This window comes from Burkholderia sp. Bp8994 (genome assembly GCF_003853805.1).
GTDB lineage: Bacteria > Pseudomonadota > Gammaproteobacteria > Burkholderiales > Burkholderiaceae > Burkholderia.
Window position 1 is genome coordinate 153,520 of record NZ_QTQH01000004.1, and the last position, 22,151, is coordinate 175,670.

Annotated in this window: 21 protein-coding genes; 5 read left to right on the forward strand and 16 right to left on the reverse strand. The window is 68.7% G+C overall.

What is annotated here, in order from left to right:
• Positions 1-3: 3 nt before the first annotated feature.
• The 4 genes from DIE04_RS05645 to DIE04_RS05660 form a co-directional block, all read right to left on the reverse strand.
• The gene (locus tag DIE04_RS05645; protein WP_006476892.1) at positions 4-237 is read right to left on the reverse strand and encodes a Fis family transcriptional regulator; all 234 of its coding nucleotides are present in this window, start codon (positions 235-237) and stop codon (positions 4-6) included.
• Complete coding sequence (dusB, locus tag DIE04_RS05650; RefSeq protein WP_006751898.1) at positions 234-1,301, reverse strand: tRNA dihydrouridine synthase DusB; 1,068 nt, start codon at positions 1,299-1,301, stop codon at positions 234-236. Before dusB ends, DIE04_RS05645 begins: the two co-directional genes overlap by 4 nt.
• Before the next feature lie 136 nt (positions 1,302-1,437).
• Positions 1,438-2,616 carry a UbiH/UbiF/VisC/COQ6 family ubiquinone biosynthesis hydroxylase gene (locus tag DIE04_RS05655; RefSeq protein ID WP_124487988.1) on the reverse strand — a complete coding sequence of 393 codons (1,179 nt, stop codon included), beginning with the start codon at positions 2,614-2,616 and terminating at the stop codon, positions 1,438-1,440.
• 102 nt (positions 2,617-2,718) lie between these two features.
• Positions 2,719-4,116 carry an aminopeptidase P N-terminal domain-containing protein gene (locus tag DIE04_RS05660; protein WP_124487987.1) on the reverse strand — a complete coding sequence of 466 codons (1,398 nt, stop codon included), beginning with the start codon at positions 4,114-4,116 and terminating at the stop codon, positions 2,719-2,721.
• 187 nt (positions 4,117-4,303) lie between these two features.
• Here DIE04_RS05660 and DIE04_RS05665 point away from each other — a divergent pair, with 187 nt between their 5' ends.
• Positions 4,304-4,915 carry a glutathione S-transferase family protein gene (locus DIE04_RS05665; RefSeq protein ID WP_044848297.1) on the forward strand — a complete coding sequence of 204 codons (612 nt, stop codon included), beginning with the start codon at positions 4,304-4,306 and terminating at the stop codon, positions 4,913-4,915.
• A 94-nt stretch (positions 4,916-5,009) separates the two neighbouring features.
• Here DIE04_RS05665 and DIE04_RS05670 read toward each other — a convergent pair whose 3' ends face one another.
• The 4 genes from DIE04_RS05670 to DIE04_RS05690 all read right to left on the reverse strand — a co-directional run bounded on the left by DIE04_RS05670 (position 5,010) and on the right by DIE04_RS05690 (position 9,735).
• Positions 5,010-6,629 carry an FMN-binding glutamate synthase family protein gene (locus DIE04_RS05670; protein WP_044848276.1) on the reverse strand — a complete coding sequence of 540 codons (1,620 nt, stop codon included), beginning with the start codon at positions 6,627-6,629 and terminating at the stop codon, positions 5,010-5,012.
• A 400-nt stretch (positions 6,630-7,029) separates the two neighbouring features.
• The gene (mnmA, locus tag DIE04_RS05680; protein ID WP_124487986.1) at positions 7,030-8,199 is read right to left on the reverse strand and encodes a tRNA 2-thiouridine(34) synthase MnmA; all 1,170 of its coding nucleotides are present in this window, start codon (positions 8,197-8,199) and stop codon (positions 7,030-7,032) included.
• The gene (locus DIE04_RS05685; protein ID WP_124487985.1) at positions 8,196-8,705 is read right to left on the reverse strand and encodes an NUDIX hydrolase; all 510 of its coding nucleotides are present in this window, start codon (positions 8,703-8,705) and stop codon (positions 8,196-8,198) included. Before DIE04_RS05685 ends, mnmA begins: the two co-directional genes overlap by 4 nt.
• A 109-nt stretch (positions 8,706-8,814) precedes the next feature.
• On the reverse strand, positions 8,815-9,735 hold the full coding sequence (locus DIE04_RS05690) for a LysR family transcriptional regulator (RefSeq protein WP_124487984.1): 921 nt from the start codon (positions 9,733-9,735) through the stop codon (positions 8,815-8,817).
• Between the two features lie 80 nt (positions 9,736-9,815).
• Between DIE04_RS05690 and DIE04_RS05695 the strand changes: the two genes are divergently transcribed.
• Complete coding sequence (locus DIE04_RS05695) at positions 9,816-10,739, forward strand: carbon-nitrogen hydrolase family protein (protein WP_044848272.1); 924 nt, start codon at positions 9,816-9,818, stop codon at positions 10,737-10,739.
• 155 nt (positions 10,740-10,894) lie between these two features.
• Here DIE04_RS05695 and DIE04_RS05700 read toward each other — a convergent pair whose 3' ends face one another.
• From DIE04_RS05700 to DIE04_RS05740, 8 genes are all read right to left on the reverse strand, one after another.
• Entirely contained in the window at positions 10,895-11,581 is a 687-nt protein-coding gene (locus tag DIE04_RS05700; protein ID WP_124572910.1) for a YafY family protein, read from the reverse strand.
• 73 nt (positions 11,582-11,654) lie between these two features.
• Entirely contained in the window at positions 11,655-12,065 is a 411-nt protein-coding gene (locus DIE04_RS05705; RefSeq protein WP_044848270.1) for a VOC family protein, read from the reverse strand.
• Positions 12,066-12,344: 279 nt separating this feature from the next.
• A complete protein-coding gene (locus DIE04_RS05710) occupies positions 12,345-13,643 on the reverse strand; it encodes a class I SAM-dependent RNA methyltransferase (protein WP_044848269.1) in 1,299 nt (432 codons plus the stop codon).
• Positions 13,644-13,809: 166 nt separating this feature from the next.
• Positions 13,810-15,933 carry a site-specific recombinase gene (locus DIE04_RS05715; protein WP_124487983.1) on the reverse strand — a complete coding sequence of 708 codons (2,124 nt, stop codon included), beginning with the start codon at positions 15,931-15,933 and terminating at the stop codon, positions 13,810-13,812.
• Positions 15,934-16,446: 513 nt separating this feature from the next.
• Positions 16,447-17,184, reverse strand: a complete 738-nt coding sequence (locus tag DIE04_RS05725) for a membrane integrity-associated transporter subunit PqiC (protein ID WP_044844013.1) — start codon at positions 17,182-17,184, stop codon at positions 16,447-16,449.
• Positions 17,184-18,800, reverse strand: a complete 1,617-nt coding sequence (locus tag DIE04_RS05730; protein WP_044844014.1) for an intermembrane transport protein PqiB — start codon at positions 18,798-18,800, stop codon at positions 17,184-17,186. Before DIE04_RS05730 ends, DIE04_RS05725 begins: the two co-directional genes overlap by 1 nt.
• Positions 18,793-19,422, reverse strand: coding sequence for a paraquat-inducible protein A (locus tag DIE04_RS05735; RefSeq protein ID WP_124487981.1), 630 nt, complete (start codon positions 19,420-19,422; stop codon positions 18,793-18,795). The genes DIE04_RS05730 and DIE04_RS05735 overlap by 8 nt, the downstream gene beginning before the upstream one ends.
• Positions 19,419-20,084, reverse strand: a complete 666-nt coding sequence (locus DIE04_RS05740) for a paraquat-inducible protein A (RefSeq protein ID WP_124519963.1) — start codon at positions 20,082-20,084, stop codon at positions 19,419-19,421. Before DIE04_RS05740 ends, DIE04_RS05735 begins: the two co-directional genes overlap by 4 nt.
• A 258-nt stretch (positions 20,085-20,342) precedes the next feature.
• Between DIE04_RS05740 and DIE04_RS05745 the strand changes: the two genes are divergently transcribed.
• The 3 genes from DIE04_RS05745 (at position 20,343) to DIE04_RS05755 (ending at position 22,120) form a co-directional block, all read left to right on the forward strand.
• A complete protein-coding gene (locus DIE04_RS05745; protein ID WP_044844017.1) occupies positions 20,343-20,903 on the forward strand; it encodes a cytochrome b in 561 nt (186 codons plus the stop codon).
• Between the two features lie 8 nt (positions 20,904-20,911).
• Positions 20,912-21,472 carry a YceI family protein gene (locus DIE04_RS05750; protein WP_124487979.1) on the forward strand — a complete coding sequence of 187 codons (561 nt, stop codon included), beginning with the start codon at positions 20,912-20,914 and terminating at the stop codon, positions 21,470-21,472.
• 66 nt (positions 21,473-21,538) lie between these two features.
• A complete protein-coding gene (locus DIE04_RS05755) occupies positions 21,539-22,120 on the forward strand; it encodes a YceI family protein (protein ID WP_044844018.1) in 582 nt (193 codons plus the stop codon).
• The last annotated feature ends 31 nt before the right edge of the window (positions 22,121-22,151 follow it).

Genomic DNA, 22,151 nt, shown 5'->3' on the forward strand with positions numbered 1-22,151 from the left:
TGCCTACAGCAAGCCGTGCTGCTGCAGCTTCTTGCGCAGCGTATTGCGATTGATGCCGAGGTACTCCGCGGCGAGCGACTGGTTGCCGCCGGCCTGTACGAGCACGACCTCGAGCATCGGCTTTTCGACGCAGGACATCACCATTTCATAGACGTCGTGCGGATTGGAGCCGTCTAGATCCCGGAAATACACGTCCAGGCTCTCGCGGACACATTGTTCGATGTTGTGCTTGCTCATGCTGCTAACTGGTTATGGTCGTCCGACTCGCCCTGGCCGTTTTCCTCTTCGTCATCGACGTAGACGAGGTGGTCCGACAGCGCCTTTTGCGCCTCGAAGAATGCATTGACGGCGGCGAGTTGCTCGCGGGTGGAATCGAGCGTGTTCATCCTGTGCCGGAACCCGTTGGCACCGGAAAGGCCGCGAGTGTACCAGCCGATGTGCTTGCGCGCAGTACGGACGCCCGTGAATTCACCATAGAACGCGTAGTGGTCTTCCAGGTGTTCGTTCATCACGTGCTGGATCTCGTCGATCCGCGGCGGGGGCAGCAGCTCGCCGGTTTGCAGGAAATGATCGATTTCACGGAACAGCCACGGCCGGCCTTGCGCGGCGCGACCGATCATCAGTGCGTCGGCGCCGGTGGCGTCGAGCACGGCCTTTGCTTTTGCCGGCGACGTGATGTCGCCGTTCGCGACGACCGGGATGCGCACGGCCGCCTTCACAGCCGCGATGGTGTCGTATTCCGCGTCGCCGCGGTAGAGGTCGGCGCGCGTGCGGCCGTGTACGGTCAGCATCGAGATGCCGGCCGCCTCGGCGAGGCGCGCGACCGTGATCGCGTTCTTGTGCTCGCGATCCCAGCCGGTGCGGATCTTCAGCGTGACGGGCACCGCATCCGGCCCCGTGCCGACCGCCGCGACGACGGCCTCGACGATCCGCTGCACGAGCGGCTCGTTCTGCAGCAGCGCGGAGCCGGCCGCGACGTTGCAGACCTTCTTCGCCGGGCAACCCATGTTGATGTCGATGATCTGCGCGCCGTTGTCGACGTTGTAGCGGGCCGCTTCGGCCATCATCGCCGGATCGGCGCCGGCGATCTGCACCGCGATCGGCTCGACCTCGCCTTCGTGGTTTGCCCGTCGCATCGTCTTCGCGCTCTTCCACAGCTGCGCATTGGACGCGACCATCTCGGACACGGCGTACCCGGCCCCCAGCCGCTTGCACAGCTGGCGGAACGGACGATCCGTCACGCCGGCCATCGGGGCGACGAACAGGTTGTTACGCAATACGTGAGAGCCGATAACGGGCATCGCAATGGCACCGCCCGCGAGCGCCGGGCGTCGCGGGCAAAAAAGGGCAGAGGGAAAACGGCTATTTTACCGTATTCCCATGCCCCGCCGATTTGACCCGGTTTGCGCGGCCTGACCGCGCGCAACGCGCGGCGTGTCAGTTGCGCTGGCCGAACATCATCTGGCGTGCGATCGCCTTCTTGAGCGGCGGCACGAATTCGAGCGCGGTGAGCGCCGCGCCGCGCAGCAGCGGAAGAGGGCCGGCGTCGACGGTAAACAGGCGCGCGAGCGTGTCCGTCGCGCCGATCGTGAAGCGCCGGTCGAGCGCGCGCCGTGCGTTGAAGGTGGCGAGCGCGGTCGCTTCGAAGCCCTGCGTGGACAGCGCGTCGACGAGCGTGTGCGCATCGCGCAGCCCGAGGTTGAGCCCCTGGCCGGCGACCGGATGCAGCGTTTGCGCGGCGTTGCCGACGATCGCGATGCGCCCGTTGACGAGCGTCTGTGCCGCGTTCAATCCGAGCGGGAACGATGCGCGCCCCGCGATCGCGACGAATCGGCCCATCCGCTCGCCGAATGCAGCGCCGAGTTCGCGCAGGAACGCGTCGTCGGGAAGGGCGGCGCGGCGGGCCGCCTCGTCGGGCGTGCAGCACCACACGAGCGAATAATCGGCACCGCCAAGCGGCAGCAGCGCGAGCGGGCCTTCGTGCGTGAAGCGCTCCCAGGCGACGTTCGGGCGCGGCGCCGAGACGGTGACCGTGCCGACGATCGCGGTCTGGCCATAGTCGCGGCGATGCTTGCCGGTATCGGCCTGCTGTTCGTGGAACAGCCCGCCTTCGGCGTTGATGACGATGCGCGCGCGCAGCGTGCGCTCGCCTTGCGGGCCGTCGAGCGTCAGCGTGACGCCGTCGGCGTCCTGTTGCGGCGTGCGTGCGGTGGTCGACGTGAGCCAGTCGACGCGCGTGCCGCGCACGGCCTGCGCGAGCGCCTGCACGATCGAGCCGTAGCGCACGACGTAGCCGAGCGCGGCGAGGTCGTGCTCGTCGCGGTCGATCAGCGTGCGGCCGAAATGGCCGCGCTGCGACACGTGGATGTGTTCGATCGGCGTTGCGTCGGCCGGCCATCCGAGCGTGTCGAGCAGCACGCGGCTGCCGTGCGACACGGCGATCGCGCGCGGGTCGTTCGCGCTCGCGGCCGGCTCGCGCGCGTCGATCAGCGCGATCGACGCGTGCTGCGTCGCGCTGCGTCGGGCGAGCCAGCCGGCGAGCGCGAGCCCGACGGGGCCCGCGCCGACGATGGCGAGGTCATGGTCCGGCGTGGCCGGGGAGGAAGCGGTCGTCATCAGTGTTCGTGAAACGGGGTAACGGTCAACTGCGGGTCAACGGCAGGTCAACACCGGGCCAACGACGGTCCGGCACCGGCGCGATGTCAACCTGCGGTACGCTCACGCGCCGTGCGCCGCGCCCGCACGCATCAGCGCCTCGATCTCGTCGGCCGCCACCGGCACGTCGCGCGTGATCAGCTCGCAACCGTGCTCGCGCACGATCGCGTCGTCCTCGATGCGGATGCCGATGTTCCAGTATTCGGACGGCACGTCGTCGGCGGCGCGCACGTACAGGCCCGGCTCGACGGTGAGCGTCATGCCGGCTTTCAGCGTGCGCCACGGCAGCGCGCCGTTGGCGTCGCGCGCGGCGAGCCGCTCGCGGTAGTCGCCGCAATCGTGCACGTCCATGCCGATCCAGTGGCCGGTGCGGTGCATGTAGAAGCGTGCGTACGCGCGCTCGGCGAGCACGTCGTCGACGCTCGAGAAGCGCGTCTTCGGGATGATGCCCGTATCGAGCAGCCCTTGCGCCAGCACCCGCACGGCCGCGTCGTGCGGCGCCTCGAACGGCACGCCCGCGCGCGTCGCGTCGATCGCGGCCTGCTGCGCGGCGAGCACGATGTCGTACAGCGTGCGCTGCGCGGGCGAGAAGCGCCCGTTGGCCGGGAACGTGCGCGTGATATCCGACGCGTAGCCGTCGAGTTCGCACGCGGCATCGATCAGGATCAGGTCGCCGTCCCGCGCGGCCGCGTTGCCGGCCGGGTAGTGCAGCACGCACGCGTTCGCGCCGGCCGCGACGATCGAGCCGTACGCGGGCGCCTGCGCGCCATGCTTGCGGAACGTGTACAGCAGCTCGGCCTCGAGTTCGTACTCGCGGATCCCCGGGCGGCACACCTGCATCGCGCGACGGTGCGCGAGCGCGGAGATGTGTGCGGCGCGCATCATGATCGCGAGTTCGTGTTCGTCCTTCACGAGCCGCATGTCGTCGAGCAGGGGCGTGAGGTCGAGCAGCGCGTCCGGTGCGGCGACGCCGCTGCGCGCCTGCGCGCGCACCGCATCGATCCAGCCGGCGAGCTGGCGGTCGAACTCGGCCGACGCGCCGAACCGGTAGTGCACGGTGCCCGCATCGGCGAGCAGGCGCGGCATTTCGGTGTCGATCACGTCGACCGCGTAGGCCGCGTCGAAGCCGAACGCATCGCGCGCGGCCTCGGGCCCGTAATGGAAACCTTCCCAGATCTCGCGGTCGGCATTCTTCGCGCGGCAGAACAGGATCGATTCCGGCGCGCCGTGCGACCCGGCCGCGTTCAGCACGAGCACGGCGTCCGGCTCGGTGAAGCCCGTCAGGTAGTGGAAGTAGCTGTCATGCCGGTACGGAAAGGCCGTATCGCGGTTGCGCAGCATTTCCGGCGCGGTGGGAACGATGGCGACGCCGCCGCCGGCGGCGCGCAGTGTGGCAAGCACGCGTTCACGGCGCTGGCGGTAGACGTCGACGGCGATGGCGGTATCGAGGGGCGCATTCATCGTGCGATTGTAGCGCCGCCGGACGCGGCGCGTGAGAGACACGGCCGCAAGCCGCGCCGGACGGGGCTCGGCGGCGGCTGTTGCAAACCATCCACAGGCCGGACGGGCGATTTTCTATCGGGCCGCGCCGGCCGGTTATGATCGGCGACAACGTATACTCTCGGCAGTTCCCTTGAAAAGGCAGATGATGAAATTAATCGGTTCGCTCAGCAGCCCGTACGTCCGCAAGGCGCGGATCGTGCTTGCTGAAAAGAAGATCGACTACAAGCTGGAGCTCGAGAACGTATGGGCGCCGGAGACGGACATTCATGCATCGAATCCGCTCGGCAAGGTCCCGTGTCTCGTGATGGAGGATGGTGCCGCGGTGTTCGATTCCCGCGTGATCTGCGAATACGTCGACACGCTGTCGCCGGTCGGCAAGCTGATTCCGCCGTCGGGACGCGAGCGGCTCGAAGTGCGGTGCTGGGAAGCGCTGGGCGACGGCGTGCTCGACGCGGCCGTGGCGATCCGTCTCGAACACACGCTGCGCGACGAAGCGCAGCGCAGCGCGAGCTGGATCGCGCGCCAGCAGCGCAAGATCGACGACGCGCTCGTCGCGATGTCGCAGGGCCTCGGCGGCAAGACGTGGTGCGTCGGTAATCATTACACGCTCGCCGACATCGCACTCGGCTGCGCGCTCGGCTACCTCGACTTCCGGATGTCCGAACTCAACTGGCGCGACCGCCATCCGAATCTCGACAAGCATTTCGTGAAGCTGTCGCAGCGGCAGACGTTCGTCGACACGCTGCCGCAAGGCTGACCTGCCGCCGCCCGCGGATCGGGCAGACAAGAGAAAAGCGCCCCGCGGGGCGCTTTTCTCTTTGGCGAGCCGCCCGGCGGCGGGCGCTCGCGCGTTACTCGATCGACGTGTAAACGGTTTCGCCGAGCACGAACGAATCGCTGCGCGCGATCGGCCACCACTTGTCGTACAGCGTATAGCCGCAGGTCTGGCCGTCGAGCAGCGCGCCGGGCTTCAGGTACTTCAGCAGCTGCGACATCAGCCGCACCTCGTGCGGCGCGACGCGCTGCACGATGTGATGCGCGCGCAGCTCGGACGGATGGCCGAGGCCGGCCGCCTGCACGAGTTCCTGCAGTGCGTGCAGCGTATTGCGGTGGAAGTTGAACACGCGCTCGGCCTTGTCGGGCACGACGAGGGCGCGCTGGCGCACCGGGTCCTGCGTGGCGACGCCGGTCGGGCAGCGGTCGGTGTGGCAGTGCTGCGCCTGGATGCAGCCGACCGCGAACATGAAGCCGCGTGCCGAGTTCACCCAGTCCGCGCCGATCGCGAGCGTGCGTGCGATGTCGAACGCGCTGATGATCTTGCCGCTCGCGCCGATCTTCACGCGATCGCGCACGCCGATCCCGACGAGCGTGTTGTGCACCAGCAGCAGGCCCTCCTGCAGCGGCACGCCGACATGGTCGGTGAATTCGAGCGGCGCCGCGCCGGTGCCGCCTTCCGCGCCGTCGACGACGATGAAGTCGGGCACGATGCCCGTCTCGAGCATCGCCTTCGCGATCCCGAAGAATTCCCACGGATGGCCGATGCACAGCTTGAAGCCGGTCGGCTTGCCGCCCGACAGCGTGCGCAGCCGTTCGACGAATTCGAGCAGCCCGCGCGGCGTCGAGAATTGCGAGTGCGTCGCGGGCGAGATGCAGTCCTTGCCCATCGGCACGCCGCGCGTCTCGGCGATCTCGGGCGTGATCTTCGCGGCCGGCAGCACGCCGCCGTGGCCCGGCTTCGCGCCTTGCGACAGCTTGATCTCGATCATCTTGACCTGCGGATCGGCGGCCTGCTTCGCGAACTTGTCCGGGTTGAACGTGCCGTCCTCATTGCGGCAGCCGAAGTAGCCGGACGCGATTTCCCAGATGATGTCGCCGCCGTTTTCGCGATGGTACTTCGACAGCGAGCCTTCGCCGGTGTCGTGCGCGAACCCGCCTTTCTTCGCGCCGAGGTTCAGCGAGCGGATCGCGTTCGCGGACAGCGAGCCGAAGCTCATCGCCGAGATGTTGAAGATCGAGATGTCGTACGGCTGCGCGCGGTTCGCGCCGACCCGGATGCGGAAGTCGTGGTTCGGCAGCTTCGTCGGCGCGAGCGAGTGGCTGATCCATTCGTGCGCGACGGACTTCACGTTCAGTTCGGTGCCGTACGGGCGGTTGTCGGCGACGTTCTTCGCGCGCTGGTAGACGAGGCTGCGCTGCGCGCGCGAGAACGGTTTCTCGTCGGTGTCGTCCTCGACGAAGTACTGGCGGATTTCAGGCCGGATGAACTCGAACAGGAAGCGGAAATGGCCCCAGAGCGGGTAGTTGCGCAGGATCGCGTGACGGTCCTGGTTCAGGTCGTACAGGCCGACGGCGACGAGGGCGACGGGGATGATGATCCACAGCCAGGAAAGCACGTGGATCGACGCGAGCGCGGCCGCGGCAACGAGCAGCAGGACGGCACACCACATCGCGAGGTAGCGTCTGGAAAGCATGGGGACTCCTAGGGTCTATTCATGTATGGAACGCGCATGCGAATGCCCGAAAGCGCGCGCAGGGCAAGGAGCGAGGAGCGCCGTTTGGCCGAGCCAAACAAGTGACGAGCGACGCCGCCATGCGGGCGATTTCGGGCATTCCCGTGACTTGAATTTCTTAATTTGGGGTTGCCACGAGAACGGCCGCTCGCCGCGTTGCGCTCCTTGCGAATACGTCAGTATTCGCGGCGTCGCGCGCCTCGCGAGCGGCCGTTCTCGTGGCAACGCATGTGCGTTCCATACATGAATAGACCCTGCATCTTGAAATGCCGCCATGCGTACGCTGCGCGGCGGCGCACCGGCCGCGGCGGAATCGTGTTCCGCCGGGCGCGGCGTGCCGCAAGTCTAAACCGAATGGATGTCAGCGTGCTTCGGCGAGCGCACCCGCGCGGGCTGCCGCCGGTGCCGGCGCCGTCTGGCCGGGCTGGCCGGTGGCCGCGAACTCGATGATGCCGCCGCCGAGGCAGATCTCGCCGTCGTACAGCACGGCCGACTGGCCGGGCGTGACCGCCCATTGCGCGTCGTCGAAGGCGAGCGAGAAGCGGGCTTCGCCGGCCGGGCCGGGTGCGGCGGCGCCGAACGCGCATGCCGCATCGGCCTGCCGGTAGCGCGTCTTCGCGCCGCACGCGAAGCCGTCGGCCGGCGGTTCGCCCGCGACCCAGCTCACGTTGCCGGCGACGAGCTCGCGCGACAGCAGCCACGGATGGTCGTGGCCCTGCACGACGTACAGCGTGTTCGACGCGATGTCCTTCGCCGCGACGAACCACGGCTCGCCGCTGCCGCTCTTGCTGCCGCCGAGGCCGATGCCCTTGCGCTGGCCGAACGTGTAGAACGCGAGGCCGATGTGCTCGCCGACCACCTTGCCGTCCGGCGTCTTCATCGGACCGGGTTTCGTCGGAAGATAGCGGTTCAGGAAGTCGCGGAACGGCCGTTCGCCGATGAAGCAGATGCCGGTCGAGTCCTTCTTCTTCGCGTTCGGCAGGCCGATCTGCGCGGCGATCTCGCGCACCTTCGTCTTCGGGATCTCGCCGAGCGGGAACATCGTCTTCGACAGTTGCGCCTGGTTCAGCCGGTGCAGGAAGTACGACTGGTCTTTCGTATGATCGAATGCCTTCAGTAGTTCGAAGCGGCCGTCGCGCTCGCGCACGCGCGCGTAGTGGCCGGTCGCGATCATTTCCGCGTCGAGCGACATCGCGTGGTCGAGGAACGCCTTGAACTTGATCTCGGCGTTGCACAGCACGTCCGGGTTCGGCGTGCGGCCGGCCGAATATTCGCGCAGGAATTCGGCGAACACGCGGTCCTTGTATTCGGCCGCGAAGTTCACGGCTTCCACGTCGATGCCGATCAGGTCGGCCACCGACACCACGTCGATCCAGTCCTGGCGCGTCGAGCAGTATTCGCCGTCGTCGTCGTCTTCCCAGTTCTTCATGAACAGGCCGACCACGTCGTATCCCTGTTCCTTCAGCAGCCACGCGGTCACCGACGAATCGACGCCGCCCGACATGCCCACTACTACACGGCGCTTGCTCATTTGTTTACCGCCTGACGGTCGAATGCGTCCGGGCGCGGCGCGACCGAATGCGTGTGCACGAAATCGAGCGGAATGCGCCGCCCGGCCAGATAGTCGTCGACGCAGCGCATCACCGCGGGCGAGCGGTGACGCTCGCTGCACGCGCGCAGTTCGTCGGCGCTCATCCACAGCGTGCGGACGATGCCGTCGTCGAGCACGTGGCCCGGCAGCGGCTCGCCGGCCGTGCCGCAGAACGTGAAGCGCAGGTAGGTCGCGCCGGCGCTGCCGGGGCGGTCGTAGTGCGCGAGATAGACGCCGACGAGCGCATCGGGGACGAACGGATGCGCGGTTTCCTCGAGCGTCTCGCGGATCACGGCGTCGGCGAGCGTCTCGCCGGCCTCGAGATGGCCGGCCGGCTGGTTGATGCGCAGGCCCGTCGAGGTTTCTTCCTCGATCACGAGAAAGCGACCGGCGCGCTCGACGAGCGCCGCGACGGTCACATGCGGGGTCCAGATTTCGGGTTTCATGGATCGGCATTTTACCGGTTGCGCCCGGACGCTGCCGGCCATTACGTTAGACGAATCCGACCCCGTGCTCTCGCGCTCGCCTCGCCGGTGCACGCCGCATCGCGCCCTTTTATGGCGCGACGATCGTCGCGACGCAGGCGGCGATCGAGTCCCGCACGCGCACGATCGCCGGGTCGCGCTGCGTGCTCGTGCGCCAGCCGATTTCCACCGGGTAGCGCGGCAGCTCGACCGGGCATGCGAGCGCGCGCAGCGACGTCGACTGCGCGATCGCGCGGGCCGCGTGCGCCGGTATCGTCGCCACCGCGTCGGAGCCGGCGAGCAGGTACGGCAGCGCCGCGAAATGCGTGGTCGACGCCGCCACGCGCCGCTTGTGGCCGAGCGCGGCCAGCGCTTCGTCGACGATCCCGATCACGCCGCCCGACGACACGAGCAGGTGATCGCGCCGCAGGAAATCGGCGAGCGCGAGCGTGCGCGGCGCGCGCGCCCGGCCGGCCGGATCGATCAGGCATGCGTAGCCGCCCGTCGCGACCGCGCGCCGGCTGAGCCCGTTCGCCGAGAACCCGCCCGACGCGATCGCGAGATCGACGCCGTGCCGCAGCAGCGCGTCGCCCGCGATGCCGCTGTGGGTCTGCCGGAAGATCAGCCGGATGCCCGCGGCTTCCCGCGCGACCGCGTCGATCAGCGCGCGGCCGAGCGCGATCTCGAAGTCGTCCGACAGCCCGATCGAGATCGTGCGGCCGACCCGCTCGCCGTCGTCGGCCGCGATCGCGAGGCTCGCGCGGCAGCGGTCGAGCGCGTCGGACAGGATCGGCTTGAGCTCGTCCGCGCGCGGCGTCGGCGCGAGCCCGCGGCCAGTGCGCACGAACAGCGGGTCGGCGTAGATCACGCGCAGCCGCGCGAGCGCCGCGCTGACGGCCGACTGCGTGAGGCCGAGCCGCAGCGCCGCGCGGCTCGCGCCGCCTTCCTCGTACAGCGCCTCGAACACCTTCAGCAGGTTCAGGTCGAGCCCGGCGATATCATCCGTATTCATGTCAGTTATCGTTGTATCGATTTGATCGATGAAATGATATCGATAAAGATGGCGTCACCCCATTCACCGGAGACGTCGTCATGTCCACCTCAGTCATCGCCGCGCTGCAGATCGGCGCATCGCCCGCCGGCACGCGCGCCACGCTCGACACGATCCTCGGCTACGAAACCGCGATCCGCGACAGCGGCGCGTCGCTCGTCGTGCTGCCCGAAGCCGTGCTCGGCGGCTATCCGAAAGGCGAGATCTTCGGCACGCGGCTCGGCTACCGGCTGCCCGAGGGCCGCGACGCGTATGCGCGCTACGCCGCGCAGGCGATCGACGTGCCGGGCCCCGAAACCGACGAACTGGCCGCGCTCTCGCAGCGCACGGGCGCGAGCCTCGTGGTCGGTGTGATCGAGCGCGGCGGCAGCACGCTGTACTGCACGGCGCTGTTCTTCGATCCGCGCGACGGGCTCGTCGCGAAGCACCGCAAGCTGATGCCGACCGGCACCGAACGGCTGATCTGGGGGCAGGGCGACGGCTCGACGCTGCCGGTGGTCGACACGGCCGCGGGCCGCGCGGGCGCCGTGATCTGCTGGGAGAACCACATGCCGCTGCTGCGCTGCGCGATGTATGCGAAAGGCGTGCAGATCTGGTGTGCGCCGACCGTCGACGAGCGCGACCTGTGGCAAAGCTCGATGCGGCACATCGCGCACGAGGGACGCTGCTTCGTCGTGAGCGCCTGCCAAGTGCAGCCGTCGCCGCGCGCGCTCGGCATCGACGTGCCGGGCTGGGATCCGGAGCGGCCGCTGATCCGCGGCGGCAGCGTGATCGTCGGGCCGCTCGGCGACCTGCTGACCGAGCCGCTGATCGGCGAGGCCGGGCTCGTGACCGCGCGTATCGATACCGACGAACTCGTGCGCGCGCGTTACGACTTCGATGTGGTCGGGCACTATGCGCGCCCGGACGTGTTTTCGCTGCACGTCGACGAGCGGCCGAAGCGGTCGGTGGTGTTCGGCGAGTGACGGGTGCGACCGGGGCGCGGACGCCCCGGCGTGCGAATGGCGGCGAGGTGGCCTGACAGTCGGGCGGCCGGACAGCCAGACAGACCGCCGGACAACCAGGTAGCCGAACCGCCGAACCGCGGCGCGGCATTCAGCGGGCGGCGGCTCTCCCCGCCTCAGCGCATCGGCGCTTCCGCGATCCGCATGTAGTCGGCGATCCGCCGGCCTTCCATGTCCGGAAACTGCTCGTGCACGGAGATATCACCCATCCGCGCGATGTCGAAGGTGCGGAAGTCGTCGCGGAGCTCGCACCATGCGCCGATCGTCCAGCGTCCGCCCCAGTAGACGAGCCCGAGCGGCCACACGCGGCGCTTCGTGTGCGCGCCGAGCCGGTCGCGGTAGTCGAAGCTGACGACGTGATGCGTGTCGACCGCCTGGTGGATCGCGTCGACCTTCGCGCAGAACGTCTCGTCGATGTGGAACGACGGCGCGAACACCGGCAGGCGATCGAGCGCGGTGCGCTTGTCGGCCGGCATCGCCGACGCGATCTTCGCGAGCGCCGAACGCGCGCCGCCCGCGAAGCGCGCGCCGCCCCAGGTCTCGAGCATGCGCGCGCCGGCCGAGAGCGCCGCGAGCTCCTCGGCCGTGAACGTGAGCGGCGGCAGGCTGGCGTTGCGGTTCAGCCGGTAGCCGATGCCGGCTTCGCCTTCGATCGGCACGCCCGACAGCTGCAGGTCGCGCACGTCGCGATAGACCGTGCGCGGCGACACCGACAGCCAGTCGGCGAGTTGCTGCGCGGTCGTGAGACGTCGCCCGCGCAGCAGCTCGGCGATCTGGAACAGGCGGTCGGCACGGCGCGTCATGGCTGCACCTCGACTCCAACGGCTACGGGGACTTCGCGATGATAGCGCCGCGCCCGCCGGAGCGTGGACGCGCTCAGTGGCATTTCGGCGCGTGCAGGCCGACGCGGTTGCCTTCGGTGTCGATCAGGTAGCCGATGTAGCCGTAGTTGTTCGGCAACTCGACGACCGAACCCTGCACGACGCCGCCCGCGCGCTTCGCGCGTTCGAGTGCCGCGACGACCGACTCGCCGGCGTTCAGGTAGACGAGCACGCCGTTCGCGCTCGGCTTCATCTGCTGCGGATCGAACACGATGCTGCCGCCCGTGCTCGACGCTTCGTGATCGAACATGGCCATCGGCACGCCGCCGATGACTTCGCGCTGCAGCGTCGTCTGCAGCACGGTTTCGTAGAAACGGATCGCCCGGTCGAAATCGAGGGACGGGATGTCGAACCACGCGATCGCGCGTTCCAGGGTTGCGGTGTCGGTTGCAGTTGCGGACGTCATGACGAGCTCCGTGTTGTTCGGGTTCTTGATGGAAACCAGCCTTGCATTGCGCCGGGATTGCAGTGTGACCGGGGGCTGCTGACAGCGTGCTGTCAGTAGTCGTGGCGACGCTGACAAATGACGCTGACAAATGGCGGCTTCGCTCCCGCAACGACCGCGCGGAACCTCGGTGGCGCGCGTGGCGCCGCTCGCCTGGGTGCGGCGGAAAGAAAAATGCCCGGCCGATTGGCCGGGCATCGTCAGGGTGTCAGCAGGCGGCCGCAGCCGCCGCCTCGCGTATCAGGCGTCGCCTTCCGGCGTGGCCGGGCGTGCCTTCACGCTGCCGGCGATCAGGTCGAAGCGGAACAGCCGGCATTCGAGCGCGCCGTTGAACAGCGGCGTCTTCGCCGATTCGCGCAGGCGCAGCTGGCCCGGCAGCGAGCGGTCCGACGTCAGCAGGAACGCCTGCCAGCCGGTGAAGCGCTGCTTGAGCGCATCGCCGAGCGCGTTGAAGAACTCGCTGTCCGGCGCGTCGGTGTGCGTGCGGCGGAATGCGTCGTCGTTGCCGCGGTTGCGGCCCGTCTCGCGCACCTCGCCGCGCGCGCTGCGGCCGCGCACCTCGATCCGCTCGCCGTACGGCGGGTTCGCGAGGATGATGCCCGGGCCGTCGCACGGCGGCGTCATGCCGCGCGCGTCGACCTGCTTGAGCCACACCGACGGCACGCCCGCGCGCTCGAGGTTCGCGCGCGCCTTCTCGAGCATGTCGCCCGAGATGTCGCTGCCGTACACGCCGAGCGAATCGCGCTTGCCGCGCGCCGCGCGTTTCGCGTCGAGCGCCGCGACCTTCAGGCCCTGCCATGCGGTGATGTCGTACTGCTTGAGCTTCTCGAAGCCGAAGCGGCGCTCGACGCCCGGCGCGACGCCGAGTGCGATCTGCGCGGCTTCCGCGAGGAACGTGCCGCTGCCGCACATCGGGTCGTACAGCGCGGTGCCGGGCGTCCAGCCCGTCAGGCGCAGGATGCCGGCCGCGAGGTTCTCGCGCAGCGGCGCCGCGCCCTTGTCGAGGCGCCAGCCGCGCTTGAACAGCGGCTCGCCCGACGTATCGAGGTACAGCGTGCACTCGGTGGCCGTCAGGAACGCGAACACGCGCACGTCCGGCGCGCCGGTGTCGATGCTCGGGCGCGAACCGGTCTTGTCGCGCATCCGGTCGCAGATCGCGTCCTTCACGCGCAGCGTCGCGAACTCGAGGCTCTTCAGCGGCGACTTGATCGCGGTGATGTCGACGCGCAGCGTCTGCGTCGACGCGAACCAGCGTTCCCACGGCTGCTCGAGCGCGAGCGCGTAGACGTCCTGTTCGTTGCGGTACGGGCGGTGCGCGATCTTCAGCAGGATCCGGCTCGCGATTCGCGAATGGAGGTTCGCGGCCATGCCGGCGGCCCAGCCGCCGCGGAAATGGACGCCGCCCGGCACCTGCGCGCCCGCAGTGAACGGCGCGCCGTCCAGATGGCGGCCGGCGATTTCGGCCAGCTCGGCGGCAAGCGCCGCTTCGAGGCCGCGCGGGCAGGGAGCGAAGAATTCGTACAGGGTGGGCGAGGACATAAGGCGGATGAGGACGTGCAAAAGTCCACTATTGTACGCGGCGCGGGCGCCCGGGGCCGGCGTTGCGTCGGATTCGGGACGCCGGCGCGGGTCGGCCGGCCGTGACGGGCGGCCCGCCGGGCCGCGCGGCGGCGCCCGCCCGGGCGGGCGCGCCGCCGTCGAACGCTCAGTGCGAGCCCGTCTGGCCGGCGCGCGCGGCAGTTCCGCCGGCCGGCCAGAACAGCGCGGACGGCTTCGCGAGCACCGTGCGGACGATCGCGCCGACCAGCGCGCGCACCTTGGTGCGGCGCAAGCTGCGCGAGCGCACGGCCATCGTGAACGCGAGCGCGAAGCTCACGAGCACGTTGAGGATCGCCATGCTCAGCACGCCGGCGCCGGCCCACCAGAGTTCGGGCGTGCTCAGCGCGCCCTTGCCGAGCACGCCGAGCGCGATTCCGATCGAGCCGGCCGACAGCGTCACGTGCCGCACCTCGAACGGGAACAGGAACACGGTGACGATCGCGGGGATCAGGCCGAGCATCAGGCCGAGGCCGACGTTGGCGACCACGCCCGCGACGTTCGAGCGGCAGAAGTGCGCGAGTTTCGCGGCGCCCGGCGCGCCGAGCGTGAGCCGCAGCCGGCGGTTGTACGTGAGCGCGTCGCCGACCCGGTGCAGCACGAACCAGTTGTCGGCCCAGCCCGCGAGCAGGCTCGACGCCCACAGCAGCACGCCCGTGAGCGCCGCATAGAACGGGGTCGGGCCCAGCAGCGAGAACGAATGCAGCGTCGCATGCGCCTTTTCCGGCGAGATCAGGTTCGCGTGCAGCAGGTTGCCCGCGAACAGCTGCACGAGCAGACAGACGGGCAGCACGACGAGCACGTTGCCGGAGATCGCCGCGGCCTGTGTGCGGATCAGCGCGATCACCGACGCGACGAACGCCTTCACGCCTTCCTCGTGACCGGTGTCGTCGAGCTCGCGCGCGAGCGTCGGCGCGGTCATCGCGGGCTGCTTGGTCGCGAGCGTGAAGTGCAGGAAGTGCATCAGCATGAAGCTCGCCGCGTAGTTGACGCCCGCGAGCAGCCCTTCGAGCATCGACTGCAGGTGCGCGCCCGTGATCGCGAACTTCACGCACACGGTCACGACGGTGACGAGCCCGCCGCCCGCGGCCATCCGCAGCATCTTCAGGTACTCGGCGCGGCCGCGCGAGATGTAGTGCTCGCCGGTGTCCGCGTTGGTCTCGACGAGCTTGCGCGCGAACAGCGAGAAGTTGCTGCGCACGAGGTGCGACACGCTCTGGCTGTTCTGGTTCGCGTCGACGAGTTCGGCCGTCAGGCGCGCCATCCCGCGCAGGTCGTCGCGTGCCATCCACGCGTTGAGCAGCAGTTCCGCGCGCAGGATGCGCATGCGCATCCGTTCGACCTGGAACACGATGTCGACCGACACGCCGTTGCGGTACAGGTGCGCGAACACGTCGTCGACCGCGATCCGGCATTCGTCGAGCAGCACGCGCAGGTAATTCACTTCGTGCAGCAGCTTGCTCGGGTCGCCGCCGTCCTCGACGGCCGCGTGGGCGGTCTCGACCGCGAGCATCGCACGCGTGAGGCGGTAGAACGGCTGCGTTTCGAGCGGCTTGCGCGCGTCGTCGTCGGACAGGCGGCTGCGCACCGTCTGCGACAGGCCGGTCGAGCTGATCTGGCAGGTCAGGTTGTGCAGCGCGGCCAGCAGGTCGCGCGAGAACGAGCCGGGCTCGTGGCGTTCTTCGTCGGTGACGTCGAACGAGATCAGCTCGGCGAGGCGGGCGAGCAGGTCGTCGGGCAGTGCGTCGATCCATTGCGCGTCTTCCGGCGTCGGGAACATCAGCGTGAACAGCGCCGTCAGCTCGCGGCGGTTCGGCGCCGGCGGGATCAGCGACGAGTCGATGCGCTCGAACAGCGCGCCGAAGAAACCGGAATGCACGGGCATCCCCGCGTCGCACAGCAGCGAGATGCCGTCGCATTCGCGCAGGATCCCGCGCAGGATGCGCGCCGCGTGCGATTTCCATGCCGGGTTGCGGTCGAGCACGTGGAACAGGTAGCGCAGCCGCGCGTGCGCCGGATACGCGCGTGCGTCGGCATCGCGTGCGGCCGGCGTGTCGTGCGCGGCCTGCATCGCGCCGTTGCGGCGCAGCCAGTGCGCGAGCTCGATCAGCCATTCGCTGCGCTCGGCGTACGGCGCGTCCGCGTCGGCATGCGCGAGCAGCGCATCGAGCTGGTGGCCCGCATTGCGCGACGCGCGCCACTTCTTGATCAGGGTCGTCAGGGAATGAAACATAAACGGAATAGCGATAGCCCTGGACGGGCGGGTTCGGGATGCCGGCCGGGAACAGACGGCGCGGCGCCGGCGAGAACGGTGAAGCTGGTCGGGATGCCGGACGATGCGCGGCGACCCGCGATGCGGCTGCCCCGATGCGGTGCACGCGAACACGCGTGCGAGCCCCGGGAGACGCGGCGGCCGGACCGGACACAACGGGCGGATCGCCGCCGGCTGGCGCGCGCGACAGGCGGCACGCGGCACGCGCCGGAAAGTGCGTAGGATCGTCAATCGGGCGCGAAAACGCAAGCCGACCGCATTGCATGGCGCCGGTTCCGGCGGATTTTGACAAACACTGCAAAGCGGCCGTCCGGCCGATGGATGCCGTGCTGCGTCGGCCGTGGCGACGAGGGCGGCGGGTTCGCGTGCGCGGCGGCGCGCGCACGCGGATCGATGCCGACGAGGACTATCGGGCGGCGCGTGCCGAATCCGGTCGCGGGCGCGCAGGCACCGGACGCCGGCCGCGCGCCGCGCTTACGCGCCGGACTTGACGCTCGCGCTCGCGTCGCCGCCGGGCGTCGGATTGGCCGGGCAGGGTATGACGGGCGCGGCGGCCGCTGCCTTGCCGGACGCGGTCGTCGACGGGGTCGAGGCAGCCGTCGAGCCGCGCCGCGCGGCGAGCGCGCGCACGCCGGACGCGGCCTGCGATGCAATCACGTCGAGCGCGCGCCGGTGACCGGCGACGAGCGCGTCGTAGCCGTCGGCGACCGGTTCCGCGACGCTCGTGCGGCAGGTCATCAGTGCCTGCGTGCCGACCGCGCGCACGCTCCACACCGCATCGATCGCCGCACGCTTGCCGGGCCACGACTCGAAGCGCTGCACGTTCACGCTGATCCGATAGACGGGCACGCCGGCCGGATACGCGGAATTCGCGACGTCGATCGTGCCGAGCTGTGCGGCGAGGTCGTCGGACAGCGCGCGGCGAATCTCGTCGGCGGGCGGCGCGGCCCAGCGTTCCTGCTCGAGCACGTCGACCTGCGCGGCGTTCTTCTGCACGACGAGCTGGTTCTTCGCGACCTGTTCGGGCACGCCGACGGACGGCACCTCGATCAGGAACGGCGGGTTGGCGGGTGCAGTGCGCACGGGCGCCGCGGCGTCGGCCGGGCTCAGCGTATAGAACCGCGCGGGCGGCGAGCTGCACGCGGCGAGCGCGAGTGCGGCGAACACTGCCGCCGCGCCGCTCGCGAGGACGTTCACGCGTGTCGTCGTCATTATCGATCTCCTGATTTGCCCTTGAGCAGCGATTCGGGATGGCGCTCCAGATAGTCGGCGAGCGCGTTCAGCGATTGCAGCGTGCGCGTGAGTTCCTTCAGCGCACCGCGCACGTCGGACTGCAGCGGCGAATCCTGCTGCAGCGTCACCTCGGCGGTCGAGAAGGTCTGCCGCGCGGCCGACAGCGTGTCGCGCGCTTCCGGCGCGACCTGCGTGTCGAGCTGCTTGAACAGCTTGTCGGCATTCGACAGCGCGCTGTTCAGGTTCGCACCGATCTGGTCGAACGGCACCTTGTCGAGCTTCTTCGCGATGTCGGCGACCTGCAGCTGCAGTTCGTCGAGCGTGTTCGGCACTGTCGGCAGCTCGAGCGGCTGGCGCGCTGTGTCGATCTTCACGGCCGGCGCCTTCGGGAAGAAGTCGAGCGCGACGTACAGCTGGCTCGTCAGCAGGTTGCCCGTGCGCAGCTGGCCGCGCAGCCCGTGCTGGACCAGGCGCTCGACGATCTCGCGGCGGGCCGGTTCGCCCTTGCTTTCGATCGTTTCGCGGAAGCGCGGTCCGAGCCGCTCCGGATATACGTTCATCGTCACCGGCATCAGGAAGTTCTTGGTCTTCGGATCGAAGTCGATGCCGATGTTCGTGACTTCGCCGAGCACGATGCCGCGGAAGTCGACCGGCGCGCCGACCGCGAGCCCGCGCAGCGACTGGTTGAAGTTCATCACGACCTGCAGCGGCTGGCCGTCCGGATCGCGCATCGCGTCGGCCTCGTCGGAGCCGAGGCGGAAGGTCGTGTTGTTCGGCGCCGTCGCGCCGCTGTCCTGGTTCGGCGGCGTCTGGAACGCGATGCCGCCGAGGATCACCGTCGCGAGCGACTGCGTATTCAGCTTCAGGCCGCTCGAATCGAGCCGCAGGTCGACGCCGCTCGCCTGCCACCAGCGCGAGTTCACGCCGACGTACTGGTTGTACGGCGCATTGACGAACACGTTGAACGTGACGCCGGTGCCGTCCTTGTCGAGCGAGAAGCCGACCACCTGGCCGACCTGCACGCGGCGGTAGTAGACGGGCGAGCCGATGTCGACCGAGCCGAGCGAATCGCCGCGCAGCACGTACTGCGTGCCCTTCTGGTCGCCGGTCACGGGCGGCGGCGTCTCGAGGCCGGTGAAGTCGGTCTGCGTGTCCTGCCCGTGGCCGGCATCGACGCCGATGTACGCGCCCGACAGCAGCGTGCCGAGCCCCGACACGCCCGTCGCGCCGATGCGCGGACGCACGATCCAGAAGCGCGAGCCCTTGATCGCGAAGTCCTCGGCTTCCTTCTTCAGCTGCACCTGCACCAGCACGCGCGACAGGTCTTTCGACAGCTTGATCGTCTTGACCGTGCCGATCTCGACGTCCTTGTACCTGACCTGCGTCTTGCCCGGCTCGAGCCCTTCCGCGCTGTGGAAGCTGATCGAGATTTCCGGGCCGCGCTCGCGCACGGACTTGATCACGAGGCCGATGCCGATCAGCGCGGCGATCAGCGGCACGAGCCAGACGAGCGACGGCAGCCAGCCGCTTTTCGTCGAGATCGCGGGATCGGGCGGCCGGGACGCATCGTGCTGCGGGCCTTGCGGACTATTCATGGTGTTTCCCTGAGGTTTCGACTGGATCCCAGATCAGGCGGGGATCGAACTGCATCGACGCGAGCATCGTCAGGATCACGACCGAGCCGAACGCGAGCGCGCCGGGGCCGGCCGTGATGACGGCGAGCGAACGGAAATGGACGAGCGCGACGGTGAGCGTCACGACGAAGATGTCGAGCATCGACCAGCGGCCGATCCGCTCGACGATCCGGAACAGGCGCGTGCGCTGCAGCGGCCGCCACGTGGCGCGCCGCTGCGCGCTGGTGACGAGGATCGTCAGCACGCCGAGCTTGAGCATCGGCACGAGGATGCTGGCGACGAACACGACGACCGCGAGCGGCCAGTCGCCGGACGTCCAGAAATAGATGACGCCGCTCATGATCGTGTCTTCCTGCGAGCCGACGATCGACGACGTGTGCAGGATCGGCAGCAGGTTCGCCGGGATATAGAGGATCGCGGCCGCGATCAGCAGCGCCCACGTACGCATGATGCTGTTCGGCTTGCGGATGTGCAGCGCGCTGCCGCAGCGGGCGCAATGCGCGTGCGGATGGTCGATCGTCTGCACGAGCCCGCATGCGTGGCAGCTGGCATAGCCCTCGCGGGCGGCGGTCGGCGTCGTCATCGGCGGGGGGCTTCCGGTCGCGGCGGGGCGTTGTCGGGCCGCACGGGCGAGCGCCCGGCGCGCAGGTCGTCGGCCATGTCCCACAGCGTGCGCGGATCGAACATCAGCACGACGGCGGTCATCAGCGTGAGTGCGGCGAACGCGAACAGCGCCGCGTCGGGCACGACGCGCGCGAGGCTCACCATCTTCACGATCGTCACGAGGATCCCGAGCATGAACACCTCGATCATCCCCCACGGCCGCACGAACTGGATCATGCGCAGCACGAAGTTCAGGCCCGGCGGCACGACGCCACGCCGGATCGGCAGCAGCACGTAAAGCAGCGCGGCCATCTCGACGAGCGGGAACAGCACGGTCGAACAGAACACCATCACGCCGACGATCTCCATTTCCTGATGCCACAGCGCGTCGATCGCGCCGATCAGCGTCGTCTGCACGCGGGTGCCGTTCAGGTCCATTTCGAGGATCGGGAACCCCTGCGCGATGATGAACGTGACGAGCGCCGCGACCGCCAGCGCGCTGATTCGCTCGATCTGCGTGGTGCTGTCGCGATAGAGCAGCGCGTCGCAGCGCGGGCAGCGTGCGATTTCGCGGCGCGCGAGGTGCGGTTTATGCAACAGTGCGTCGCATTCGTGGCAGGCAATCAGGTCGTGTCGTTGCATGGGAAAAGCGGTTGTGCGACGGGCGGGAGACGCGTCGACGGGGCCGGAACCCGCGCCAATCTTACCAAAACGGCTTTTTCGACGTGTCAACGCCCGGTTGCCGCGTGACCGGTCGGTAACATGGCGTAAACCTGGCAGCCGGCTGGCGCGCGTGTCCTCAGAGTCCGCGCGTGGCAAAAGGTTGCGGTAGCATGGCGGCCTTGACAAGCGTCGGACGAATGGGCCGGCGCAGCCGTTCGCTCAACTGAGGAATCCAAGATGGCATCGAAATCGCCGCCGGCCGGGCCGGCACGCTACGCGCACACCGCGATCGCGCTGCACTGGCTGATCGCGCTGCTGATCGTCTGCGGCTTCGCACTCGGCTGGGTCATGACCGACATCCCCGGCTTCACGCCGACGAAGCTGAAGTACTTCTCGTGGCACAAGTGGATCGGCGTGACGGTGTTCGCACTGGCCGTCGTGCGCGTGCTGTGGCGCGCGACCCACGTGCCGCCGCCGCTGCCGGGCGACACGCCGGCGTGGCAGCGCGCGGTGTCGCACGGCGTGCACATGCTGCTGTACGTGCTGATGATCGTGATCCCGGTAACGGGCTACCTGTACAGCTCGGCGTCGAACATCCCGGTCGTCTACCTCGGCATCGTGCCGCTGCCGCGCCTGATCGATCCCGATCCGGTGCTGAAGGAAACCTTCAAGACGCTGCACGTGTCCTTGAATTACATTCTGCTTGCGCTCGTCGCCATGCACGTGCTCGCGGCGCTCAAGCACCAGTTGTTGGACCGCGACGGCCTGCTGTCGCGGATGCTTCCCTCCGCCAAATGAAGGATCCCATGAAAGTGTCTTTCTCCCGCTCCATGCTGACCGCGTTCGCCGCGGCGTCACTTGTCGCGTCGGCCGCGGCGCATGCCGACGTCGATCTCTCGAAGAGCAAGGTGTCCGCCGTGTCGAAGCAGATGAACGTGCCGACCGAAGGCGCGTTCAAGAAGTTCTCCGCGCAGGTGAAGTTCGACCCCGCGAAGGCGGCGCAGGGCAGCGCGCAAATGTCGATCGACATCGCGAGCTTCGACCTCGGCGACAAGATGTACAACGAGCAGGTCACGGGCAAGGACTGGTTCGACGCGAAGGCGTATCCGCAGGCGACCTTCGCGTCGTCGGCGATCGCGCCGGCCGGCGGCAACAAGTACAACGTGACCGGCAAGCTGACGATCAAGGGCAAGTCCGAGACCGTCACCGTGCCCGTCACGGTCACGCAGAGCGGCGCGACGCAGACCTTCGACGGCGTGCTGCCGATCAAGCGTTCGGCGTTCAACGTCGGCACCGGCGAGTGGAAGGACACGTCGATCGTCGCCGACGAAGTGCAGATCAAGTTCCATCTCGTCGCCACGAAGTAAGCGGCGGGCTGTCGCATCACCCCGAATGCCGCGCGAGGGCGCGGCGCTGTTCCAAGGAGAAAGCATTTGAAAAAGCATCTGATCATCGCCGCGGGCGCGCTGGCCGCCTCGCTGTCGTTCTCGGCATTCGCCGACAGCGCGACGTACCAGTTCGACCCGAGCCACACGTACCCGAGCTTCGAGGCCGACCACTTCGGCGGCCTGTCGGTCTGGCGCGGCAAGTTCGACAAGTCGAGCGGCAGCGTGACGCTCGACCGCGCGGCGAAGACCGGCACGGTCGACGTGACGACCGACGTCGCGTCGATCCAGACGGGCAGCGCGAAGCTCGACGAGCACCTGCAGACGGCCGAGTTCTTCGACGTCTCCAAGTTCCCGCAGGCGAACTACAAGGGCACCATCAAGTTCGACGGCGACAAGCCGGTGTCGGTGGTCGGCAACCTGACGCTGCACGGCGTCACGAAGCCGCTCACGCTGAAGATCGATTCGTTCAAGTGCATGCCGCATCCGATGCTCAAGCGTGAAGTGTGCGGCGTCGACGCGGTCGGCGAATTCAGCCGCGACGATTTCGGCCTCGACTACGGCAAGCAGTACGGCTTCAAGATGAAGACGAAGCTGCTGATCACGGCCGAAGCCGTCAAGCAGCAGTAACGCGCCCGGCCGGGCCGGCCGCCGCGTCACG

Excerpts from the sequence above, each read along its gene's own strand:
- dusB (WP_006751898.1), bottom strand. The coding sequence starts at position 1,301 with ATGCCCGTTATCGGCTCTCACGTATTGCGTAACAACCTGTTCGTCGCC.
- DIE04_RS05670 (WP_044848276.1), bottom strand. The coding sequence starts at position 6,629 with ATGCTTTCCAGACGCTACCTCGCGATGTGGTGTGCCGTCCTGCTGCTC.
- DIE04_RS05645 (WP_006476892.1), bottom strand. The coding sequence starts at position 237 with ATGAGCAAGCACAACATCGAACAATGTGTCCGCGAGAGCCTGGACGTG.
- DIE04_RS05695 (WP_044848272.1), top strand. The coding sequence starts at position 9,816 with ATGTCCACCTCAGTCATCGCCGCGCTGCAGATCGGCGCATCGCCCGCC.
- DIE04_RS05665 (WP_044848297.1), top strand. The coding sequence starts at position 4,304 with ATGAAATTAATCGGTTCGCTCAGCAGCCCGTACGTCCGCAAGGCGCGG.
- DIE04_RS05700 (WP_124572910.1), bottom strand. The coding sequence starts at position 11,581 with ATGACGCGCCGTGCCGACCGCCTGTTCCAGATCGCCGAGCTGCTGCGC.
- DIE04_RS05730 (WP_044844014.1), bottom strand. The coding sequence starts at position 18,800 with ATGAATAGTCCGCAAGGCCCGCAGCACGATGCGTCCCGGCCGCCCGAT.
- DIE04_RS05705 (WP_044848270.1), bottom strand. The coding sequence starts at position 12,065 with ATGACGTCCGCAACTGCAACCGACACCGCAACCCTGGAACGCGCGATC.
- DIE04_RS05660 (WP_124487987.1), bottom strand. The coding sequence starts at position 4,116 with ATGAATGCGCCCCTCGATACCGCCATCGCCGTCGACGTCTACCGCCAG.
- DIE04_RS05740 (WP_124519963.1), bottom strand. The coding sequence starts at position 20,084 with ATGCAACGACACGACCTGATTGCCTGCCACGAATGCGACGCACTGTTG.
- DIE04_RS05690 (WP_124487984.1), bottom strand. The coding sequence starts at position 9,735 with ATGAATACGGATGATATCGCCGGGCTCGACCTGAACCTGCTGAAGGTG.
- DIE04_RS05750 (WP_124487979.1), top strand. The coding sequence starts at position 20,912 with ATGAAAGTGTCTTTCTCCCGCTCCATGCTGACCGCGTTCGCCGCGGCG.
- DIE04_RS05715 (WP_124487983.1), bottom strand. The coding sequence starts at position 15,933 with ATGTTTCATTCCCTGACGACCCTGATCAAGAAGTGGCGCGCGTCGCGC.
- mnmA (WP_124487986.1), bottom strand. The coding sequence starts at position 8,199 with ATGAGCAAGCGCCGTGTAGTAGTGGGCATGTCGGGCGGCGTCGATTCG.
- DIE04_RS05725 (WP_044844013.1), bottom strand. The coding sequence starts at position 17,184 with ATGACGACGACACGCGTGAACGTCCTCGCGAGCGGCGCGGCGGCAGTG.
- DIE04_RS05735 (WP_124487981.1), bottom strand. The coding sequence starts at position 19,422 with ATGACGACGCCGACCGCCGCCCGCGAGGGCTATGCCAGCTGCCACGCA.
- DIE04_RS05710 (WP_044848269.1), bottom strand. The coding sequence starts at position 13,643 with ATGTCCTCGCCCACCCTGTACGAATTCTTCGCTCCCTGCCCGCGCGGC.
- DIE04_RS05745 (WP_044844017.1), top strand. The coding sequence starts at position 20,343 with ATGGCATCGAAATCGCCGCCGGCCGGGCCGGCACGCTACGCGCACACC.
- DIE04_RS05685 (WP_124487985.1), bottom strand. The coding sequence starts at position 8,705 with ATGAAACCCGAAATCTGGACCCCGCATGTGACCGTCGCGGCGCTCGTC.
- DIE04_RS05655 (WP_124487988.1), bottom strand. The coding sequence starts at position 2,616 with ATGACGACCGCTTCCTCCCCGGCCACGCCGGACCATGACCTCGCCATC.